This is a genomic window from Dendronalium sp. ChiSLP03b (assembly GCF_034531165.2).
In the GTDB taxonomy this organism is placed as follows: domain Bacteria; phylum Cyanobacteriota; class Cyanobacteriia; order Cyanobacteriales; family Nostocaceae; genus Dendronalium; species Dendronalium minutum.
In genome coordinates this window covers 53016-76337 of the sequence record NZ_JAVRBR020000120.1, presented here as the reverse complement: position 1 = coordinate 76337, position 23322 = coordinate 53016, and the positions used below count along the sequence as shown (strand labels likewise).

Genomic DNA, 23322 nt, shown 5'->3' with positions numbered 1-23322 from the left:
TACGCAGTTTTGCTCCAACTACAACAAAAATGGTTGATACAGTAATCTCAGTTGCACTCAACTTAATGAATCCTCAAGATTTAAAAAATTGGTTTACTAATTGCTGTTACTGTACCTCATAACACCGGGAACTGCTGTATCTTTGCGAAACTTTTCTCGACTAGATGAAGCTGATATGAAAAAAGTAGATATTCATGAAGGAATTGATAATACACTATTAATTCTAGATCGCAGAATTAAACCAGAAGTTACAGTAAATAAAAACTTTGAAAAATTACCTTTAGTTGAGTGTTATCCTGCACAGATAAACCAAGTACTTATGAATATTTTGAGTAATGCGATAGATGCTTTACTAGAGAATAAATCTCAAACAAGCAAACACATTTTTATCAATACATTAATAATAAATAATAATTATATCAAAGTAAAGATTAGAGATAATGGAACAGGAATTCCGCCAGAGATTAGAAATAAGTTATTTGACCTTTTTTCACAACTAAGCCAGTAGGCAAAGGTACTGGTTTAGGTCTGAGCCTCTGCTACCAGATAATCGACAAACATCAAGGTAAAATAGAAGTACTTTCAGAAGTTGAACAAGGAACAGAGTTTGCAATTGTCTTATAGATTAAAACACAAATAGACTAGCAGTGTAATTTGAAGGAAAACAAAGGTTTGTGGGCATTAGACAAAACTAATGATGGCTTCGTCTTAGAAGATTTGGAAACCATTACTGACAACACTGTTATTTTACCCAAACTATTTCGCCGACTTCTTGGTTATCTTGCTATCAATGATGGCAGCATGTCTCTAGACAAGTTTCCCGATTATCTTGATTCTCTGGGCGATCGCTTAATAATTCTTCCAGATGGTCATGTTACAGGATTTGACTTTGTGGTTAAAGTTGAGGGTCAGAATATCAAGCTAACTTCTCAGCCTGAAGATTTGGTATTTCTAGAAAAATAATTTACATTTTCTTTTGCTAATTGCTTCACTCGCTAATACTTCACATTGTCATCTAGTCTATTGCGGCAGAAATCAGCATACAATTTCACATGCTTCAAAAGTCTAGAAATAGGATATTTTCAATTTTTAATTCCGCACAGCGGCACTAGTTTGGATAATTCCGTAATATAGACACCTTAGTGCCACTGTTTTGATAAACGATTTCTCAGCTTATACATCAAATACTTAGGTTGCCGCAGAAACGCAGGAGTTTTTAATAAATTAATAAAAATGTTGACATCTTTATCACCAAACTCAAAAGTTTTTATTCCGTGCTTGATGACTAAATTAGTTACGATAGATTGGTCATCTCTATGTTTTTGGAATCCATGTAAATTTGGTAAACCACAAGTATTTGGTAATCCCTGTGAAGCAATTCTCTCATCTAAATTATATTGGAACCACTCGGCGATGAAATTGAGGGTGAAATCATTTTTTTGCAGTAACATCCATGTGGTTTGGATTTGTCTAGCTTCGTGATATTTAGGTTCATCACAATCCATATAAACAAAGGCATCCCTTTTAGTCCAATGTGAATTCTTAAACCTAACTTGATGGAAAACAGTTCCGTTATTACTAACACATAAATCTATTAATGGTTGCACAGATTGCCTGATACCCCAAGTTCCACAATCATAGTATAATAAGATATCTCCATATTCAATTTGGTTGAGAAGTTCTGAAATAATATATACTTTAAAAGCATGACCATTTTCACCAGATGGTTTATCTAAGTATTCTTTATGTTTGGCATAAAAATCTGTTTGCAGAAGGTCTTTAGCTTCCCAAGAAACAATATTTGAAATACCTTGTTCTCTAGCAGTTTTATTCAAATTTAGCTGATTTTGTCTGTATATTCCGCCCTTACGCCTGAATCTGTCATCAGAATAGTTTAGAAGATATAATTCCATAACTTGCTCGCTACCGAATTTTAGATAATCAAAAAATATAGCCCGTATAATACTTCGGGCTACATAGAAATCTTAAGCAAAGACGCTACAGAATATGCTAGCGTCTTTGCGGCCGAGCATCAAACGATTTAACTACCTTTGGGCGTAGTATCTCCTGGGCCAGCGGTCACAATTACCACATTCTCCGGCTGAATTAAATCTTCAATTGCCTGCTTCACCTGAGTCATAGTCACTGCCTGAATGCGTTGAGGAAACTCTCGGATTTCTGCTCGTGACAGCCCCAGAACAGCATTACTCAAGATGATGCTGGATACATCACTGGGATTAGCTAAATCCACAGGGTAGCTGTTAGTAATTGAGCGTTTGGCTGTGTTGAATTCAGCTTCAGTTACTCCTTGCTGGCGCAACTGTTTGAGTAAAGCCACAGTACTAGCGATCGCTTTTTGGGCATCTCCAGGAGCAGTCTGCATCTGAATCAGGAACGGCCCGGGATTAATCCCTGCTGCAAATGCACTGTAAATACCGTAGGTCAGACCTTGGCGATCGCGCACCTCAGTACCTAAACGGCTAGATAAAGTATCACCGCCTAAAATCTGGTTCAGTACTAGTGCTGCATAGAAACGCGGGTCTTTGCGAGAAATACCGTTGTAGCCAATGTAGGTAACAGCCTCTGTCTTACCGGGAATCACTTTATTTAGGCGTGTCAAAGTCTGCGGTAGTGGCACAGTTGGCAACTTCAGCACAAGCGGCTTACCTGTGGCTTGCCATTTGCCAAACGCCTGATTCAGCAACTCTTTTACCTTAGCTGGTTCAAAGTCACCAACTAAAGCGATCGTTGTGGTATCTGGTCGATAGTGTTCTTTATAGAAGCGAAGCAAATCATCGCGAGTTATGCTCTTTAAGCTTTCCACTGTGGGAAAGCTGTGGAACGGATGATTTTCGGGGTAAATTGCTTGCTGGAATACCTGCCGTCCCAGTCCATTGGGGTCATCTAACTGGACTTTGAGACTTGTTAACGCCCGCTGACGACTCAGTTCTAGCTGGTCTTCTGGGAAAGTCGCATTTTGCGCCACATCTGCCAGAGTTTGAATTAGTATTGGCAAGTTGGTTGATAGCCCCTCACCGTTAACGTTAACTCCCTCGCGGCTAGCACTGAAGTCTAGACTTGCTCCTCGGTCTTCTAAGGTTTTCGCTATAGTGAGAGCATTTTTAGTTTGCGTCCCATTCATTAAGTTGGTCGCAGTCAGATTTGCTAGTCCAGCTTTTTGATTGCCATCAAATTGAGTCCCAGCATCAATTTGTCCGCTGAGGTTAACAGTGGGGACACTGTGGTCGGGTAGCAGCAGCACTCGCAAGCCATTTGCTAGGGTGAACTGTTCTGGTAGGGATTGTTTGTTAGAATCTGTAGCTGATGTGGCGGCTGGGAGGTATTTAGCCAGTTCTGCTGGGTCTACAGGCTTACCAGGGCTAAAGTTTTCCACAGTCCGACCAGAACCAGCACCGGAAGTTCCTGGTTGACCATCTGGTTGGGTTGGCTCAAAGAAGCCGAGAGTTTGTTTGGCAGGATTGAGGTACGTTTTTGCGACTTTTTGCACTTGGGCGGGAGTGACTTTAGCGATCGCTGCTAAATATTGTTCAATAAAACGATAATCCCCTGCCACAGTTTGGTTATACCCTAACTGACTTGCCTGAGAGGTGATGTCTTGATTACCCAGTACAAAAGAGGCTTGCAGTTGTGTCTTTGCGCGGTTCAATTCTTCTGGGGTGACAGGTTGCTGTTGCAGTTTTGCCAAAGATTGCTGGAGTACTTGAGCAATTTTTGGTAACTCTTGACCCGGAGCGGCTGTAGCACTAATGTCATACCAACCCGGTTCGATGAGTTCGGCTGCACCGCCACTCACTGAACTAGCAAGTCCAGATTCCACCAAAGCTTGGTACAACCTAGAACTGCGTCCCCCCGTTAGGATAGCATCCATCACATCAATTGCTGGGACATCAGGATGCTTGATGTCTGGCAGAGGATACACAGCTTGCAGCAGTGCTGCACTTCCTGGTTGCTTGAGGACGATGGGAGCTTTTTTAGCCCCAGGAGTAAGAGTAGCGACGGGAGCAGTACTTCTAGTAGCAGCAGTCTTAGGGCGTTTTGATAGCTTCCCAAAAGTTTCTTTCACAACTTTCAGTACAGGTTCCGTAGCAAAATCTCCTGTAATCACCAAGGTGGCATTTTCTGGACTGTAGTAGGTTTGGTAATAATTCCGCACCTGCTCCACCGTAAATTTTTCCACATCTGCCTTTGTGCCTCCAACAGGTAAGCCATAGGCTCGGTTGGGGAAAGCAGCTCGCATCACAGCTTCACCTAAACGAATGCTGGGAAAATTTTGATACCCTTGTAACTCGGAGATTACCACCCGCTTTTCACTTGTCAGTTGTTCAGTCCCAATTAGGGAGTTTTCCATGCGATCTGCTTCCAAGGTCAGCAGTGCTTCTAGTTTGTCTCGCTGCACTGTGCCAAAGTAAGCTGTTTCGTCATAGCTAGTAAAGGCATTGAATTGACTACCCAATGCACTAAACAACCGTCCAAACTGCACTGGACGGTCATTAGTGCCCTTGAACATTAAATGTTCTAGCTGGTGAGAAATACCATTCTCTCCCTTAATCTCGTTACGCGAGCCAACTTTATACCAAACCTGCACGCTCACTACTGGTGCAGTATGCACTTCTTTAGTAAGAACTGTTAAGCCGTTGTCCAACACTGTTTTTTGCACCCCTTTGCTGAATGAGAGAGCAGATACGGGTGCAGTTGCTGTTGGTGTGACCGCATTGGTGAAGTTACCCGAAAACGGTACGACACCAAGGAGGAGGCTGAGGAAAAACCCTATAAGCATGTATGAGCGTAGCTTCATAAGCAATTTAAAACCTAGAATTATAAAACAAAATTCTAGAGGATGATTCAAAATTTGAATTTCATCTGAATCTGCGGCATGACGCGATGCCTGCGGCAAGGGCTTCGCCCAACGCATCACAAATTAAATTTTCTCACCGATTCATCGAACGAGCGATCGCCTTTTATAGACCGTTAACTATTGAAGCCTAAGTTATACCTCAAGTTCCCACGAAACTGGAAACAGCAATATTAAAACGTGTTGGTATGCGGTGTGAAGGGCACTTCGTCAAAAGTCTGTGGTTTAAAAACCAATACAGTTCAGTTAAGCATTTGTTTGTTCTCTTTCTTCTCTCTGTATCCTCTGCGCCTCTGCGGTAGCCTGCTACAAGCCGCTACGCGTCTACGTTAAAAAAATTGACATTGACAAGGAGTTTTAGCCTGAACTGAACCGTATTGACTGTAATGTCGATCGGTTTTCAGGGAAATATAAAAATGTAGCTTTCATCTTTGCTGTTACAAATCATGCATTCAGATCGTAATCACCTAAATATTAAATATCTCAAGCTAGTCAATCATACTGCTAGTCGCAGAACAGACTGGTCTTACAAAGAACATTATAAAATTGGCGATCTCTTCTATTTGCATTGGGCAATAAACGAAGACCAGAAGAAAGGAATGAGCGAGGAGGAAATTAATAAGATACTGGTACGAAAAGAAAAGGATGCAAAGAAAGCTATTCAGGACGATCGCATTCTCTTATGCCAAAACCATTGCGAACATGGTCATCGCGTCACTCATGTAGTAGAAACAGCAACTTCTGCTGCTGAACAAAAAGATGGAATGTGGTCGCGTTTAGTAAAGGTAGTGTGGGTTGTTAAACAAGACGAATGGAACAATCCACCAGAGACAAAACATGTAATTGGTAGTGAATTCAAATTTCGTAGTGGTAACTTAATCAGCATTGATGCACCCTCAATTACTCTGAATTTAGAAGACATCGTCCTTTAAATCTCTTGCAAAGACGTAAATTAGTTTCCTTTGTTTGCGTCTTTGCGTGAGGCTAAACTTTCATATCCAGAGTACGCACCAAAAAAGCCCACTTATCTGCGGCTTCCTCAATAATTTTAGTTGTGGGTTTACCTGCACCATGCCCTGCTTTAGTCTCAATTCTAATCAGTACTGGCGCATCACCTGCTTGAACGGCTTGCAAAGCAGCAGCAAATTTGAAACTATGGGCAGGGACAACGCGATCGTCATGATCGGCTGTGGTAATCATGGTTGCGGGATAAGCTTTACTTAGTTTGAGGTTGTGCAGTGGTGAATAAGCATACAACGCTTTAAACTCTTCTGGGTTATCCGGGGAACCATATTCAGAAGTCCAAGCCCAGCCAATGGTAAATTTGTGGAACCGCAACATATCCATGACACCGACTGCTGGCAAGGTTGCACCAAATAAATCGGGACGCTGAGTCATACAAGCACCCACTAGCAAACCACCGTTACTACCACCAGCGATCGCTAATTTTGCAGGTTTTGTGTATTTATGGGCAATCAACCACTCACCTGCGGCAATAAAGTCATCAAAGACGTTCTGCTTTTTCTCCTTCATTCCTGCTTGATGCCATTCTTCGCCGTACTCTCCACCACCCCGGATGTTGGGCATGGCATAAACACCACCCATCTCCATCCATACCAACATGCTCACAGAAAAAGTAGGGGTCATCGAGATATTAAAACCACCATAACTATAAAGGTAAGTGGGATTATTTCCATCTAGTTTAATGCCTTTTTTGTGAGTAATAAACATTGGCATTTGTGTGCCATCTTTGCTGCGGTAAAAGATTTGTGTTGTCTCGTAATCATCAGGATTGAAATCTACCTTTGGCTGACGAAACAGTTCACTTTTTCCAGTCACTATGTCGTAACGATAAATAGTGCCGGGTGTTGTGAAGCTGGTGAAACTATAAAAGGTTTCAGTATCAGAACGCTTACCACCAAAGCCACTTACTGAACCGAGTCCGGGTAGTTCTACCTCACGCACGAATGTACCTTTGAGGTCAAAAATTTTGATTTGAGAGCGAGCATCTTGCAAATAATCAGCAACAAACTGATTATTAAGGATGTTGACACTTTCTAGAGTCGCCGCAGCTTGAGGAATAATTTCTCGCCAGTTTTCCTTAGTAGAGTTTTTAGTATCAATAGCAATTACTCTGCCACGTGGCGCATCTAAATCGGTGCGGAAATAGAAAATGCTATCATCGCGATCGATAAAGCTATAATCTGCCTCAAATTGGTTAATTAATTCTACGACTTCAGAATTAGGATTAGTTAAATCTTTGTAGAAAACTAAGTTTTTGGAGTCAGTTCCTAGCCAAACTGAAATTATTAGATAGCTTCCATCTTCAGTAACTCCGCCACTAAAACCCCATTCTTTTTGGTCAGGACGATGATAAATTAGTATATCTTCAGATTGGGGAGTACCTAATCTGTGATAGAAAAGCTTTTGATAATAGTTGATATCTTCTAATTGAGTTTTTGCATTTGGCTCATCATAGCGACTGTAAAAAAAGCCATGATTATCATTTGTCCAAGATGCGCCAGAGAATTTAATCCATTTCAGGTGGTCTTGTAAATCTTTACCAGTTTCGATATCGCGCACTTTCCACTCTTGCCAATCAGAACCAGAAGTGGACAGACCGTATGCTAAAAGTTTACTGTCATCGCTGATGGATAAACCTGAAAGAGCAACAGTACCATCTGCTGAGAGTTTGTTGGGGTCGAGTAAAACTTTAGGTTCTGCGTCAAGAGTTTTGAGAGTGTAGAGGACGCTTTGATTTTGCAATCCGTCATTTTTGAAATAAAAGTAGCGTTCAGTGGCACCGTCTTGCAGAGATTTACCTTCTTTGAAGGGGATGCCATATTTTTCATAATCCCAAAGTTTGGTGAGGCGCTGTTTGATTTTTTCCCTAACAGGAATTTCGCTCAGGTAAGCAAAAGTAATTTTATTTTCTGCTTCAATCCAGGCTTTTGTTTCTTCTGAGTCGGGGTCTTCTAACCAGCGGTAAGGATCTGCAACTACAGTACCATGGTAGTTATCAACGCGATCGCTCTTCCGGCTGGGTGGGTAGGTTAAGTGTTTTTCAGAATTGGGCATAGTTTGAGATGGAACTCTTTTGTGGGCGTAGTACTCAAAAGCTAGAGTAATGGAATCAGGACTCATCCACTTTCTCAATTTCCCATTGTCATCATCTCCTGTGAAGTACCCAACTGAGGAAACTTGAGTTTTTTGGGTTACTATTTTTGTCTGAATTGTGGCAACAGTAACAGGCAGCAAGCACCCACATATTATAACTGTTGCCAAAAATGTTACTAAAAGCCGAGCGAATGAGGCTCTTATCATTTTGAAATTCAAGATATTGTGTTAGTTGCAAAGACTTGAAGTAGTAAAGAGGTAAGTTAGTTTCAAGCAAAGATGCGATCGCACATCATCTGGTACAGCTTCACGGTGACACCAAACATATTTGGTCTATAATACCTGCTACTATCCGACAGCGGTCAATATCTTGTACTCTTATTTTTGATACTGATGGTGTCATGGTTGAAGAAGGCAGAAGGCAGACGGCAGAAGGCAGAAGGTAAGAGGGTTTCAATGATTGACTAAACCAAAATAATATGCAAGTTAAAAGCGCAACAGCTTATCAGCAATTCCTTACTTATCTGCGGAATGTCAGTTACTAAATCAGCTTTTTAGCTTTCTATTATGTAGCAATCATTTTTTAAATTCGTATGAGATGAAAAATTTGCAAATTTGACAAAATACCTATGAAAACAATCGACCTCGATATTTTAACCACTGCTTTTGCAGGCATAGAAACGATCGCAGACCCCGCTCAAGTAGCAAAATTATCTCAGGATTACCACACCTTTAGCCCGGTGTTAGTGCCGAAACTAGAGGGAAAGGTTGGAGATATAGTAGTGCGTCCCGCCAATGAAGAAGAGGTTTTAAAAGTTGCAGCTATTTGTGCAAAATATCGCGTACCAGTGACTGTAAGAGGTGCAGGCACCGGCAATTATGGGCAATGCGTACCGTTGCACAGGGGTGTAATTGTTGATATGACGCGGATGGATAAGATTGTTTGGGTGAAACCAGGGGTGGCGCGGGTAGAAGCTGGGGTAAAGTTGGCAGCTTTGGATAAACAAGCCAGGGAAATTGGCTGGGAAATGCGAATGACACCCTCGACATACCGCACAGCCACAATCGGCGGATTTATTGCTGGTGGAAGTGGGGGCATTGGCTCAATACAATATGGATTGTTAGGCGATCGCGGCAATCTTTTGGCACTGCGCGTTGTAACTTTAGAGGATGAACCCCGTGTCATCGAATTACGCGGTGACGATGTGCAAAAGGTAAATCATGCCTGGGGAATTAATGGCATCATCACCCAATTAGAAATTCCTTTGGGGCCTGCTTATCCTTGGGCAGAAGTCATTGTCACTTTTGAAGATTTTATGACAGCTGCAAAATTTGGTCAGGCCCTTGGTAATGCTGATGGCATGATTAAGAAGTTAATTACCATCTTTGCATCCCCAATACCCCAATACTTTCACGCTTTACAGCAATACATTCCTGAAGGCGTTCACTCAGCATTCTTAATGGTTGCCGAACCCAGCTTAGAATCATTGTCTGGGTTAGTGCAGCAGTATGGCGGCCAGATTACCTATGAAAAACCAGCACAAGAAGCTGGCAAAGGCACACATTTAGCAGAATTTGCTTGGAACCACACTACTCTACACGCCCGGACTGTAGATACTTCCATTACATACTTGCAAAGTATGTTCCCCGCCGATACCAATCTGCAACTGGTAGAGCATATGTATCATTACTTCGGCGATGAGGTGATGATGCATTTGGAATTCTTTCGGGCAAACGGTAAGGTGACTGTCGGTGGTTTACAACTTGTGCGCTACACCACAGAAGAACGCCTCAACGAAATTATTCGTTACCACGAAAAGCAGGGCGTGCAGATTGCTAATCCTCACACATACATTATTGAAGACGGCGGTAGAAAAGTAATTGACCCCGAGCAATTAAAATTTAAAGAAATGGTCGATCCCTATGGATTGATGAATCCTGGTAAAAGTAAGGTTCTCCAATTAAAAATTAAAAGTTAAAAATTAGCAATATAAGGAAATCCATTGCCGGATATCTACAATCTGTGCTTTGATTTCAACAGTTGTGGAGAAAACCCAAAATCACGCCACTTTGTTCTGTGGGGAAACCTCATAAGCAAGTGGCCCCACCATGCAACATCGCTCATGATTGACATTGACGGTTCCTACGGAGAGGGAGGAGGACAAGTTCTCCGCAGTTCTCTAAGCCTATCCGCCATCACTGGCGAACCCATACGCATTGTCGGAATTCGCGCCGGACGCAAAAAGCCAGGGTTAGCAGCTCAACATTTAACAGCAGTTCGCGCTGCGGCCAGAATTTGTAATGCCCAACTGCGTGGTGATGCTTTGGGTTCGATGATGCTGGAATTCATTCCCGGTACTGCTGTGCAAGCAGGAATATATACTTTTGATGTCAGGGAAGCACAACAAGGTGGTTCCGCTGGTGCTATTGCTTTGGTTTTACAGACGATCCTCTTACCTTTAGCCCTAGCAACTGGTGATTCTCAGGTAACGCTACGGGGTGGGACTCATGTCAGCTTTAGCCCGACAATGACGTACATTGAGCAAGTTTATCTGTCGATGTTACGGCGAATGGGTGTAGAGGCAGAAGTCAAGTTAGGTGCTTGGGGATGGTATCCCCAAGGAGGTGGAGAAGTTAAGATGCAGGTAAATGGTGGAATTAAACTCAGCGGCATCAACTTGCTAGAACGCGGAGATTTGCAGCAGGTGCGGGGACTGGCGGTGGCAACAGAACTTCCCGCACATATTCCGCAAAGAATGGCGAATCGTGCTGAGAATTTGTTAAGGGAAGCAGGATTAAAAGCATCTGTACAAGCTTTGCGAGAAAAGGGTGTAGCACCAGGAGCGGGTATTTTTTTGACTGCTGAGTATAAAAATAGTCTTACTGGGTTTGGTGGGTTCGGGCGTTTGCGGATGACATCGGAAAAAGTGGCAGAAATTGCCTGCGAACAGCTATTGAAGTTTCATCAAACTGGCGCACCAGTGGACGAACATTTAGCAGATCAGTTGTTATTGCCAGCTGCTTTAGCATCACAGCAGAGTCAATATCGAGTAGCTGAGGTGAGTACGCACTTGACGACAAATGCAGCAGTAATTGAACAGTTTGGGCTAGCAAGGATAAGGGTAGATGAGTCTGAGAAAACAGTGACAGTGATACCTGTGATTGGGCACTAGAGACTGGGGACTGGGGACTACAGGGGGGTTCATAGGGCGTATCTTCATACAGAATTTGTATGAGACGCTTCTGCGGCTACTCTACCCCGCGGTTCTGCTTTGCAGTACGAGAACGGCTTTGCTAAATATTAAAACTGATGTATTAATTACGACTTTAGTTATTTTAGGGGAAAAATATAGCATAACTATCAGAATACAAAAATTTGGCTTATGCAACTTCGTGCGATCGCTGCAACTATTCTGCTGACTTTAGGTTCTCCATCCTTATGTTTGCATCTTTCACAAAAGGTTCTCGCCCAAGCACCAACGCCAACAGCGCAAGAACGCATCACCGAGGCTATTAACCTGAATAATCAAGGCGAATCTCTAGTGTATAAAGATTTGGTAGGGCCAGATGAACTACAAGCAGGATTAGAGCTGTTTCAGCAAGCATTAGCGATTTTCAAAAAATACAATGCTCAAGCCGGGGAAGCCAATAGCCTTGTGAATATTGGATATGTGTATCTGCGTAAAGGAGAGTATGCTAAAGCGCTAGAGTTTTTTCAGCCAGCTTTAGATATTCGCAGAAAAACCCGTGACAAAGAAAATGAATGGATAGCCCTCTCCTACATAGGTGAAGTTTATGTCAATCTAATTAAATATCCCAAAGCGCTAGAGTTTTATCAACCAGCTTTAACTCTTTTAAGAGAACTGAAAGCAGCCAATCCTAAAGATTCTAACTATGCTACTAGTGAAAAATATCTGCTTGCTGATATTGGCGCAACTCACTTTCGCATTGGACAGTATCAAAAAGCACTGGATTTTTATCAACAAACTTTGGCAATCCAGAAAGTAAATACCGATAAAATTGGCAGTGCAGAGACTCTGAATAATATAGGAGTAGTTTTCGTCAATTTAGGAATTTACGTTCAAGCTTTGGATTCCTATCAACAAGCTTTGATCGCTGTCCAAAACTACTGCTATCAAGAGAAATTAACTTGTTTTTATGGGACTGAAGCAGCAATTCTTAACAACCTTGCTGGCGCTTATTTTAGCTTAGGTCAATATCAAAAATCCTTAGAATTTGCTGAAAAATCTTCAAACATTTATAAAAAATTTCGCAGTGGCGAGTATAAAGAAACAAATAAACAAGAAATAAAGTTACTTTACAACGCTTTAGGTGAAAACTCCCAAGCTTTGCAACAAGTTACCAGCCGCGCCAATGTCGGCGATGCTTTTGGTAAAGACTCTTTTATGTTCCAAGGCGAAGCGCTTAACTTAAATAACATTGGACAAATTTATTTGAGTCAGGGGAAAAATGACCAAGCACTAAATTTATATCAACAAGCTTTAAATATTTACAAAGAAAACAACTATAAACAAGGCGTTGCTGTAACTCTCAATCATATTGGACGTGTTTATCTAAATCAAGGTAAATATGCCCAGGCAATAGAATTAAATCAGCAAGCTTTAGCTACTTATAGAGAAGTAGGCGATCGCACTGGCGAAGGTGTAACAATTAGTAATCTAGGACAAATCTATCAAAAACAAAAACAGTATGAAAAAGCTTTAGGATTCTATCAGCAAGCTATCGCAATGCATCGAGAAGTTAGCGACAAAGTTAGTGAAGCTGCAACCTTAAAATTTCAGGGAGATGTACTAGCTGCACAAAATCAGCCACAACTGGCGATTGCTTTTTACAAACAATCTGTAAACCTGACTGAAACGATTCGTCAAAGTTTGCGCGCTGTACCAACTGATATCCAACAATCTTATACTGAAACTGTTGCGGAAAGATATCGCCGACTTGCTGACTTATTACTCAAACAAAATCGTCCAGCCGAAGCACAACAAGTTTTAGATTTGCTAAAAATTCAAGAAGTTCATGATTTTATTGGCAATAGACAAGAAAAACCTGCCAAAGCCATAGTTAATTCACCAGTTAATAATACTAATAATAGTAGAGGTGGAAATTCAGTTAATCCAGATTCACAGCCACCACAAACATTACCTCTACAACCCCAAGAACAACAGATTTCTCAACAATATAGCGCTATTCAAGACAAAGCGATCGCTCTTGGTAAAGAACTTACAAACTTGCGACAAATTCCTCCAAAGACACGCACATCTACTCAAGAAAAGCGTATCGCTGAACTAGTAAAACTCGAACAGAACATTACCACTGAATTTAACAAATTTATCAAAAGTCCTTCTGTTGTCGCGCTTGTGCAGCAACTATCCGCCACATCAGGACAAGAAAATCTCAGTTTACGACAATTAAACTCTATTCGAGATAATTTGCGACAGTTGCATCAAAAAGCAGTCCTACTTTATCCCTTGGTTTTAGATGATAGATTAGAGTTAGTCATAGTAACTGCGGATGCACCACCTATTCATCGCACAGTACCAATAAAAAAAGAAGAATTAAATAGTGCAATTGTCGAATTTCAGCACGTGCTAAGAGATGGTAAGCTGCTAGTAGACCCTAAACCTCAAGCACTTAAATTATATAATTGGTTAATTAAACCAATAGAAAATGACCTCAAACAAGCGGAAGCTAAAGCAATTATTTATGCTCCCGATGGCAAACTTAGATATATTCCTTTAGCAGCATTGTACGATGGTAAAAATTGGTTAACGCAACGTTTCATTGTTAATAATATTACTGCCGCTAGTCTGACAAAATTAGATAACAAACCCCAAAAATCTCTACAAGCTTTAGCTGCGGCTTTTACAACAGGTGATTACACAGTCAAAGTAGGCGAACGTCAAAGAATGTTTAGCGGTCTGGAATTCGCTAAAGTTGAAGTTGAAAACTTAGCAAAAATGAGTTCTGGAACTAAGGTAATTTTAGATAAAGATTTCAGTCCCCAAGTAACAATTCCCCAAATGAATGATTATAAAATTGTGCATTTGGCGACTCATGGAATGCTTGTGAGTGGAAATCCAGAAGATTCATTTATTATGTTTGGCAACGGAGAACGTGTAACTCTACGAGATATAGAAAATTGGTCTTTACCGAATGTTGATTTAGTGGTGCTGAGTGCTTGTCAAACTGGTTTAGGAAACAAATTAGGTAACGGACAAGAAATTCTTGGTTTGGGATACCAGATACAACTAACAGGAGCAAAGGCATCTATGGCATCCTTGTGGGCTGTTTCTGATGGCGGCACACAAGCTTTAATGAATGCATTTTATACAGCCTTAAAAGCAGGAAATATCACAAAAGCCGAAGCTTTGCAAAAAGCACAAATTGCTTTAATGACAGGTGATTCTTCAGGACTGGATAAAGGAGGAGCAACAGCAGGGCAAAGCAACAATAAAAATAGTGAATTTAGCCATCCCTACTATTGGGCATCCTTCATTTTGATTGGTAACGGACTGTAAAAAGCTAGTGATAGATTTGAAGATATCTATATTTTTTCAAATCTACCGCTGCCGCGATCGTTGGTTTTAATGTTTCCAGAAAGTTTCATATTCATTGGCTGAAATAGGTATAACGTCAGATAGATTATATAAGTGTTTACATATTGACTCGTCTAATCTTCACCTAACACTTTCAGGTAGAGACAAAGAATTTTGTTTGTTTGAATTACACCTGTTTTAGTGTCAGTATCTATTTTGAGTTCAGCGTCAGGACGAGCTTTAAAAAAAAGTTGTTCCCCTGGAAACACTATTTGCTCAAAACACTCATTAGCAGTAAAAATCGCAGATATGCGAGCAATTTGAAGTTGATTAGTTGTGTTTTTGTAAAAACAAAGAATTTGGTTATTCATCTGCTAAGTCTAAGGAGCGTCTAATTTTAGGTTTACCGACTGAAGCAGTATAGTCAGAAATTGAAATCATCAAAGCTATATGTTCTTGGGAACTAAGACGGCAGTTGTTATAGGATTCATTTAAAAAACCCATAAGTGCCAAACTTGCAGATTCTAGTTTTGCTCTTTTCCTAGCTGCCCTAATAGCCTGATATACCCTGGGATAAACATGATAATTACTAATTCCTATTTGTTCATCTGGCATCCAACATTTAAATACATAACCTTCCGAAGATGGTATTAATTCAATCAACCAACCATAATATGAATCTTTCCATGTCATGCACAATTTTCCTCCTGGTTCAGTGATTGAAATCTTGAGCCTTAGAAGGTAGTTATAAAATAAATGTTTAATTCTGTAGGATGCGAAGTGTGAAAAGGTAACGCACCATCTACAGATTTTCTACCGTGTGTAATGCCTGGAAATCATCAATTGCCTTTTAACAAAAGTATCGTGGCATCACACACCCTACTTAATATTTTATAGATATTTTCTACCTGCTCATGTCAGAAGAAGATTATATAACCCATATATGCGATCGCTGTGCAGATTTTGTGTAGAATCTGTGTAGATGTAGCAGCAATAAATTTTTCTCTCATACTTCTATTGGAGACGATAGCCTACTCCATGAACCGTCTCAATAAAATTTTCTGGTGCGCCTAAAATTCTCAGTTTTTGTCGAAGACATCTAATGTGAGAGCGAACGGTTTCCTCTACCGGAGAGTCGTCTACTGACCAAACCTGCTCAATAATGCTAGAACGGCTCAACACCCGTCTCCCATTGGCAACCAGCAATTCCAAAATTGCATATTCTTTAGGAGTTAATGACAAAGGGAAACCATCATAAGTAGCCTCAAAAGTACTAGGATTCAAATATAGTTTTCCCCAAGACAGACTGACTGTGCTTGCAGAACTACCGCGTCTGAGTAAAGCACGTATACGAGCCATTAACTCTTCTAGATCGAATGGCTTGGCGACATAATCATCTGCTCCTGCATCTAACCCAGCAATTTTATCAGCTACAGTATCGCGTGCTGTTAACATTAGCACTGGTGCGCCAGAGTTGCGATGCGCTGGATTGTTGGCACTACTAGTACGTAAGCGTTGACAAAACTTTATACCATCTAGTTTCGGTAGCGTCACATCTAGCACTACTAAGTCATACTTCATTGACTCTGCGGAGTTCCAAGCCGCTTCTCCATCTTTGGCGACATCGACTACATACTGTCGTCTGCTTAAAGCTTCTGTCAGCACCTCCGCTAGTTGAGTATCATCTTCAACTACAAGAATTCTCATAATTTATCCGTTGTTTACCAAGAGGCGAGCAGGTAGACATTAGCTTAACGCGATCGCGCAAGCTGGTCTACTGTAGTGGTTATTCCTTTACTTTTTATAGAATAAGCAAGCATCAAACAAGCTTTTATTCAACCAACTTTATGACTCGGCAATTGATCAAATGGTCTTTTCAAGGTAAATGGATTGCGGGAGGGTTTGGTTTAACCCTGTTACTGATCGGACTAGTCACGTTCGCTTCATTTAACAACACAACCGAAATTAAACAAAGCGCTAATAAAGTACAACATACTTATCAAACTCTCAATACTTTGACCAATTTTAATGCGGCAATGACAGGTGCAGAATCGGCGCGGCGAGGGTATATATTTTTGGGAAATAGACAAGATTTAAGGCGTTATCAAAATGAAGTGGCTAATATGCAATCTGAACTCAAACTGTTGAAAGAGCAGATACATCCTAGGTTGAGTCAGCAACAGCGATTTATACAGTTGAATGCATTAGTCAGTCAAAGGTTAGCTCTTTTAGAGCAGTCCATAGAATTTTATCAAAAAGATAAGACAGCATTACAAGCGCAAACCAATATTACCGATCGCAGCGTTAAGCTCCGAGAAAAAATTCTACCCATAATAGCAGCTATTACAGCAGAAGAACAAAGTTATCTACGAAGTTCTCTCAAGCAATCTGAGTATAGTATTAACTTGAGAATATTGATAGAAATACTGGGAACATTTTTAATTATTCTAGTGATTTTTAGTTTGTGTGTCATACTTGAGCGTCAATGGATAAAACGCGAGCAAATTGAATCTTTAGAATCTTCTCTGGCTCAAGAAATAAAATTAGGAGAACTTAAGATACAACTGTTTTCTATGATTTCTCATGAATTCCGTACACCATTGAGTGTAATTTTACTTTCCTCTCAATTATTAAAGGAAATTCTTGAAGAATTAGTGGATGATAAGCACTTAAAAAATCTCTCCCGCATTCAATCTTCAGCGAAATTAATGAATCATTTATTAACTGATATCTTGACTTTAACTAGAGCGGAAGCTGGTAAGCTAGATTACAAACCTCAATTGCTCAACGTAGAAAGTTTCTGTTTAAATTTAGTCGAAGATTTACGGCTTTTCGACACAACACCCCATTTAATAGAATTTAAGAACAATAGTGAGTATTTTCGTGCAAACTTAGACGAAAAGCTGCTGTATTCCATCCTGAGTAATTTACTATTAAATGCAATTAAATATTCATCATCTGGCAAAAAAATATACTTGATTTTAAACTCTGAACCAAAAGCTATAGTTTTCCAGGTGATAGATGAAGGAATAGGCATTCCATTAGTAGAACAGCAAAAAATTTATGAGCCTTTCTATCGATGTCAAAATGTTGAGAACATAGTTGGTACAGGACTGGGATTAGCAGTGGTTAAGAAATGTGTAGAACGACACCAAGGAGAAATTACTGTCAAAAGTGAAATAGGAGTGGGAACAACATTTACTGTCAAGATTCCTCACACAAATGGAGCCACGGTTTAATATTACGCAAACTGCCAACAAAAAGCATTCGTTATGGCTGACTCTAATATAAAAGGGTTCTAGCTCATCGTTTCCAAAAGCGTTTTTTATACAATTTCTGCAATTTAATTATGCATGGCTTGGTACAGCAGCGATAAAGAACCACATGAACGATCAAAGAATTCTTTTAGAAACGATTATTCTGTGCAAAAGTTTGCTGTGAGCGTAATACAACAAAGCATTTCTAAATCATCCTTTAGATAGTTGCATTTTTGACAAACAGAAATGCTTAATTTAAAGTGTAACTTTTAATACAGAAAATCCTTTTTAAGGAAATCAACGGTGATGGCAGTAAAAACTGGTACTTTGTTTAATGATACTTTGAGTGGAACTATATATAATGACACACTCAGCGGTTTAGCTGGAAACGACATCCTCTATGGCGGACAGAGACGCGACTGGCTTGATGGTGGTACAGGAAATGACACATTACGTGGCGAGTTTTCCCCGGGTGATATAGGTTTTGATGATGATTATGATATTCTGACACTCCACCGTCAGGGACAAGATACTCTACTCGGTGGCTTTGGTAATGATTTTCTAGAAGGCGACTTTGGCAAGGATACCTTAATAGGCGGTGCAGGCGATGATGTTTTATGGGGTGGTTACATTGGTGACACAGGAGATTTTTACAGCCCTTATGGTCAGGAATACGATGACAACGGCTACGGTAACGATCTGTTAGTAGGTGGGTCAGGAAACGATAGCCTACACGGCGATTCCATTTTGTTAGATCCCTTAAACGGAGGCGATAATCTTGGTGGAGATGACACCCTAGATGGAGGTTCAGGAGATGATTTTTTGGAGGGTGGAGTAGGGAACGATTATCTCTATGGTGGCACTGGTAACGACAGTATATATGGTGGTGCCGAATATTATTCCAGTTCGCGTGTAATTGCCCGTGGTGATGATACCCTTTATGGTGGCCCTGGTAATGACTCCTTGGTGGGCAGTTTAAGTGACGACTTTCTAGACGGTGGTACAGGCAACGACACGTTGATTGGTAATGATAATGGTTATGTTGATAATGATAACGATACTTTAATTGGTGGCTCTGGTAACGACTTATTAATAGCAGGCCCTGGAAGTGATGTCCTCAATGGTGGTGCTGGTGATGATGTACTCATTGGCGATGTTGTATACAGTTTTTACGATATTCCAGTTGATACGTTGACAGGCGGTATAGGGTCAGACCAATTTATTCTGGGAGATGAACGTGGCAATCTCTATTATCCGACTTTCCCTTTCGTGCAAAATTACCAGGAATATGCAATCATTACTGACTTCAACCGCAGCCAGGACACGATCCAGCTTGCTAATTCCTATGTGAATGAAAATGGTAATGAGCAATTAGCTGAATACAGCTTAGGTTCAGTTCCTGTTGGTTTACCACAAGGGACAGGCATATATTTGGAACAAAACCCAGAATTGTTAATTGCAATCGTACAAGGAGTTTCTCGCCTAAGTCTTGACGAAAGCTACTTCCGTTTCGTTTAGACTTTTATCCCTCAGATGCAATTGATTGAGCGAAATTTTTCAGCTAGCTCACCGTTTCCAAAAGTGTTTTTTATGCAGTTTCTGCAATTTATAGCGATTCCTCATTCAAACAATAATTGCTATAAGTTGCATTTTCTTGTACAGCAGCGAGAAAGAACTGCACGAATTATTAAAGAATTCTTTTGGAAACGATTATTATGTGCAAAAGTTTACAGTGAGCACAATACAACCAAGCATTTCTAAACCATTCTTTAGATAGTTGCATTTTTGACAAATAAAAATGCTTGATATAAACGTAACTTTTAATACAAAAAATAACTTTTAAGGAAGTTAACGGTCATGGCAGTTAAAACTGGTACTTTGTTTAACGATACTTTGACTGGAACTATATACAATGACATACTCAGCGGTTTAGCTGGAAACGACATCCTGATTGGCAATGACGGTCGCGATTGGCTTGATGGTGGTGCGGGAAATGATAGATTAATTGGCGATCGCTTTATTAATTATCCCTCTAATGAGCCTCCTAGTGATGAGATTTTGGAAGTTAACCGTAATGCACGGGATACTCTATTAGGTGGTTTTGGTGATGATTTTCTGGTAGGCGGTGGTGGCGGGGATACCCTATTTGGTGGTGCAGGGAACGATGTTTTATGGGGTGGTTATAGCGGCAACGAAGGTTCCGAAAATCTTGAGCTTGCAGAGAAATACTACAACAATGGCTATGGTAACGATTTATTAGTAGGTGGATCGGGGAACGATTTCTTACACGGCGACTCCATTTTTTATGACTTCGTAAGCGGCCCGGGAGTAATCTATAACTTTGGTGGAGATGACACACTAGATGGCGGTTCCGGAGATGATTTTTTAGAGGGCGGTGTAGGAAAAAATTATCTGTTTGGTGGTACTGGCAACGATCGCCTATATGCTGGTTATGATGATAATTTTGGCGTTGTTGTTGCTGACAACTCTACCTTATATGGTGGCTCCGGTAATGACTACCTCATGGGCAGTGGTGGTGACGATTTTCTAGACGGCGGTCAAGGCAACGATACATTGGTTGGTGGCGAAGATTATAGATTTCCTAGTGATGACACCTTAATTGGTGGCGCTGGTGACGACATCTTAAACGCAGGCCCCGGAAGTGATGTCTTAAATGGTGGTAGCGGAAATGATGTATTAATTGGTGATGTTCAGTCCAGTTTTGACGAAGGGAATGTAGTTGATACCTTCACAGGCGGTGCAGGAGCAGACCAATTTATTCTTGGAGATGAATCTGGATTTTTGTATGGTCTGTGGTTTCCCGATCCTTTGGAAGAATACGCACTTATTACTGACTTCAACCCCAACCAAGATGTTATCCAACTGACCAAATCATATTTGGATTTTGGTCAGCCTCCAGGAACACCAGTGAAATATATTTTAGGTTCTTCTCCTGTTGGTTTACCACAAGGCACAGGGATATATATTGACCAAGACACAGACGTACTAATTGCAATTTTACAAGGAGTTTCAGGTCTAAGTCTTGAAGGTAACTATTTCCGTTACGTTGACTTTAATTCTCAATAACTCCTAGTAATTTTCTACATTTCTGATTCTTGAAATATTTGTCAATTACACTTTTCAGGCTCTTTTATTCATCGAACTCATGTTAATATTATCTCCAGTTGAAGACTATCATTAGGGCTGACGCAAAGATGCAGTAAGGTAGCAGCAGTCATGGATGCCACTTCATCTACCTTGCAGGTACTCCTTCTCCTAACGCAGACGCTAACGCGAACGGAGAACTCATTTGGCAAAGCCGTTTTCGTACTGCAAAGCACAACCCGCAGGATAGAGTAGAGTAGCCGTGCGGAGGTTGTCTGCAAGTCGGCAAAAATGATTTTAGGATTGCTATAGCCCTAATTCAGCTAACTGGAACTGGCGGAGGTAGTTTTAAAAGATTGGCAACCACAGCAATCAACTTGTTGGGGTCAATAGGCTTAGATAAATGCTGATGAAATCCAGCTGCAAGGGCTTGTAGGCGATCTTCTTCTCGTGAATATGCTGTTAAAGCGATCGCGGGAATGTTTCCTCCTTTTTCCGGTTCTAAAGAGCGTAATTGACGGATCAGGGTGTAACCGTTTTGTTCTGACATGCCAATGTCGCTAATCAAGACATCCGGCTTTGATTGTTCGAGAACTGCCAGTGCCGCATCTACTGATGCTACTGCTGTGGCACTTGCTCCGTACTCCTCAAACATAAAGGCAAGAAAGTTACGGGTATCAGTTTCATCATCCACAATTAGCACTTTTAAGCCAGTTAGGGGAGCAGAAGTATCAGGAAAAGAGGAAATAACAGAATTTTCTTGCCCTGCTTCACTACTCCTGTGGCCCTGGTTTTCATCTGGCATCAGTGGTAGTCTCACAGTAAAGGTTGCTCCTTGCCCTGGTCCTGGACTTTCTGCCATGATTGTACCGCCGTGCAGTTCCACCAAATGTCGAACGATCGCCAGTCCTAGTCCCAATCCATTATGCGCTCGTGTTGTAGTGCTATCTGCTTGGCGAAAACGTTCAAATACTTTGGGCAAAAAGTCAGACTCAATGCCAATACCTGTATCAATTACTTGGATTTGGGCGGAGGACGATGCCGGAAAGCAAAGGGGTACAGAAGCAGATATGAGTTGAATGTCTCTGGTTTCTTGCTCTATTTTTTCTAGACGGACTTCTACTTCACCACCTTTAGGCGTGAACTTAATGGCGTTAGTTAGTAAATTCCAGACAACTTGCTGCAAACGGGCTGGATCGCCACAAACTGAGCCTAAAGTACCATCTAGCATCGTGTTTATCCGAATACCTTTTGTATCTCCTAGGGGACGCACTGCTTGTAGGGCTGCTTCCACCACGGTAATCGGATTTATTGCACATAAATTTAATCGCAGCTGACCTCGGATAATTCGTGATACGTCCAAGATGTCCTCAATGAGTTGCACCTGGGAGGTGGCATTGCGTTCAATAGCATCCAGGGCCTTAGCTGTAGCTGTTTCGTCAAGTTTTTTAGAGCGGAGTATTTTTGACCAGCCCAGCATTGAGGTTAGAGGTGTGCGGAGTTCATGGGAAAGAACCGCCAGAAACTCATCTTTCATGCGATTTGCCGCTTCTGCTTCTTGCCTAGCGGTCTGTTCTCGAATCACCTGAGCGCGAATTTCTTCGGCTTGCTTGCGTTCGCTAATGTCTTCGAGAGTGCCTACATAGCCTAGCAATTCTCCATGATTTGAAAGCATTGGTGACGATCGCACTTCCACCCAACGAACCATACCATCAGCAGTTTGAAACCGAAAATCTTGCGAGTACTCGCGACTTTCACGAATGTATGCAGACCAACTAGCAACTGCTCGCTCCCGGTCTTCTGGATGCACCGATTCCAGCCACTTCTTTTCTAAACTCTCTGCTGCACTCAAGCCGCAAATTGCTTGATAACGGGGATTAGTATACTTACAACGCCCTTCCGTATCAGTTTCAAAAATGCCCACGGGGGAGCAGGTACTTAACGAACGGAATCTCTCTTCACTTTGTTTTAATTCAGCATTCACCGCTGCGAGTTGAGCTGCCTGTCGCTGGACTGCTAGGGTTTTTTTAAATAGTTCGACAAATACTGTAACCTTAGAAGTCAAAATATTGGGATCTATGGGTTTGAGCAGATAATCCACTGCACCTAAGGCATAACCTTTAAACAACATTTGATCGCTAGTGCTAAAGGCTGTCAGAAAGATAATTGGAGTATGACGCGATCGCCCCCGACTGCGAATCAAGGTAGCTGTTTCAAAGCCATCCATCCCTGGCATTTGCACATCCAGCAAAATCACCGCAAAGTCCTGATGCAATAAGCACCGCAAAGCTTCATCTCCTGAAGTGGCTCTGACTAGCTTTTCTCCCAGCCTCTCCAAAATAGCCTCTAGTGCCAGCAAATTTTCCAGTTTATCATCCACTAGGAGGATGTTTACTTTGGGTTCCGGCTGCAT

The 23322-nt window shown here is 41.2% G+C and carries 15 protein-coding genes and 1 pseudogene; 9 read left to right on the top strand and 7 right to left on the bottom strand.

Annotated elements, in window-relative coordinates:
* Positions 1-175: 175 nt before the first annotated feature.
* Both RMY31_RS27275 and RMY31_RS27270 read left to right on the top strand, forming a co-directional pair.
* Positions 176-624: pseudogene (locus tag RMY31_RS27275) on the top strand (sensor histidine kinase).
* A 30-nt stretch (positions 625-654) separates the two neighbouring features.
* A complete protein-coding gene (locus RMY31_RS27270) occupies positions 655-963 on the top strand; it encodes a hypothetical protein (protein ID WP_322661029.1) in 309 nt (102 codons plus the stop codon).
* Positions 964-1139: 176 nt separating this feature from the next.
* Here RMY31_RS27270 and RMY31_RS27265 read toward each other — a convergent pair whose 3' ends face one another.
* Together RMY31_RS27265 and RMY31_RS27260 are read right to left on the bottom strand one after the other, a co-directional pair.
* Positions 1140-1913 carry a hypothetical protein gene (locus RMY31_RS27265; protein WP_322661026.1) on the bottom strand — a complete coding sequence of 258 codons (774 nt, stop codon included), beginning with the start codon at positions 1911-1913 and terminating at the stop codon, positions 1140-1142.
* 128 nt (positions 1914-2041) lie between these two features.
* Positions 2042-4816: a pitrilysin family protein gene (locus tag RMY31_RS27260; RefSeq protein ID WP_322661025.1), complete on the bottom strand. Its 2775-nt coding sequence runs from the start codon at positions 4814-4816 to the stop codon at positions 2042-2044.
* A 503-nt stretch (positions 4817-5319) separates the two neighbouring features.
* Between RMY31_RS27260 and RMY31_RS27255 the strand changes: the two genes are divergently transcribed.
* Positions 5320-5805 carry a hypothetical protein gene (locus tag RMY31_RS27255; protein WP_322661023.1) on the top strand — a complete coding sequence of 162 codons (486 nt, stop codon included), beginning with the start codon at positions 5320-5322 and terminating at the stop codon, positions 5803-5805.
* Positions 5806-5857: 52 nt separating this feature from the next.
* Here the strand turns inward: RMY31_RS27255 and RMY31_RS27250 are convergent, their stop codons facing one another.
* Positions 5858-7951: a prolyl oligopeptidase family protein gene (locus RMY31_RS27250; protein ID WP_322661035.1), complete on the bottom strand. Its 2094-nt coding sequence runs from the start codon at positions 7949-7951 to the stop codon at positions 5858-5860.
* A gap of 668 nt (positions 7952-8619) precedes the next feature.
* Between RMY31_RS27250 and RMY31_RS27245 the strand changes: the two genes are divergently transcribed.
* From RMY31_RS27245 to RMY31_RS27235, 3 genes are all read left to right on the top strand, one after another.
* Positions 8620-9969, top strand: coding sequence for an FAD-binding oxidoreductase (locus RMY31_RS27245; RefSeq protein WP_322661021.1), 1350 nt, complete (start codon positions 8620-8622; stop codon positions 9967-9969).
* A 144-nt stretch (positions 9970-10113) separates the two neighbouring features.
* Positions 10114-11163 carry an RNA 3'-terminal phosphate cyclase gene (gene rtcA / locus RMY31_RS27240; protein ID WP_322661019.1) on the top strand — a complete coding sequence of 350 codons (1050 nt, stop codon included), beginning with the start codon at positions 10114-10116 and terminating at the stop codon, positions 11161-11163.
* A gap of 210 nt (positions 11164-11373) precedes the next feature.
* Positions 11374-14529 (top strand): CHAT domain-containing protein, encoded by a 3156-nt coding sequence (locus tag RMY31_RS27235; protein ID WP_322661017.1) that lies wholly within the window; start codon positions 11374-11376, stop codon positions 14527-14529.
* A 152-nt stretch (positions 14530-14681) separates the two neighbouring features.
* Here RMY31_RS27235 and RMY31_RS27230 read toward each other — a convergent pair whose 3' ends face one another.
* The 3 genes from RMY31_RS27230 to RMY31_RS27220 form a co-directional block, all read right to left on the bottom strand.
* Positions 14682-14918 carry a DUF1830 domain-containing protein gene (locus RMY31_RS27230; RefSeq protein ID WP_322661015.1) on the bottom strand — a complete coding sequence of 79 codons (237 nt, stop codon included), beginning with the start codon at positions 14916-14918 and terminating at the stop codon, positions 14682-14684.
* The gene (locus RMY31_RS27225) at positions 14911-15240 is read right to left on the bottom strand and encodes a hypothetical protein (RefSeq protein ID WP_322661013.1); all 330 of its coding nucleotides are present in this window, start codon (positions 15238-15240) and stop codon (positions 14911-14913) included. The genes RMY31_RS27230 and RMY31_RS27225 overlap by 8 nt, the downstream gene beginning before the upstream one ends.
* Positions 15241-15561: 321 nt before the next feature.
* Entirely contained in the window at positions 15562-16254 is a 693-nt protein-coding gene (locus RMY31_RS27220) for a response regulator transcription factor (RefSeq protein ID WP_322661011.1), read from the bottom strand.
* A gap of 140 nt (positions 16255-16394) precedes the next feature.
* Between RMY31_RS27220 and RMY31_RS27215 the strand changes: the two genes are divergently transcribed.
* The 3 genes from RMY31_RS27215 to RMY31_RS27205 all read left to right on the top strand — a co-directional run bounded on the left by RMY31_RS27215 (position 16395) and on the right by RMY31_RS27205 (position 20891).
* Complete coding sequence (locus RMY31_RS27215) at positions 16395-17786, top strand: ATP-binding protein (protein WP_322661009.1); 1392 nt, start codon at positions 16395-16397, stop codon at positions 17784-17786.
* Between the two features lie 324 nt (positions 17787-18110).
* Positions 18111-19322: a calcium-binding protein gene (locus tag RMY31_RS27210; RefSeq protein WP_322661007.1), complete on the top strand. Its 1212-nt coding sequence runs from the start codon at positions 18111-18113 to the stop codon at positions 19320-19322.
* A 339-nt stretch (positions 19323-19661) separates the two neighbouring features.
* Positions 19662-20891, top strand: coding sequence for a calcium-binding protein (locus RMY31_RS27205; protein ID WP_322661005.1), 1230 nt, complete (start codon positions 19662-19664; stop codon positions 20889-20891).
* A 337-nt stretch (positions 20892-21228) separates the two neighbouring features.
* Here RMY31_RS27205 and RMY31_RS27200 read toward each other — a convergent pair whose 3' ends face one another.
* Positions 21229-23322, bottom strand: coding sequence for a response regulator (locus tag RMY31_RS27200; RefSeq protein ID WP_322661001.1), 2094 nt, complete (start codon positions 23320-23322; stop codon positions 21229-21231).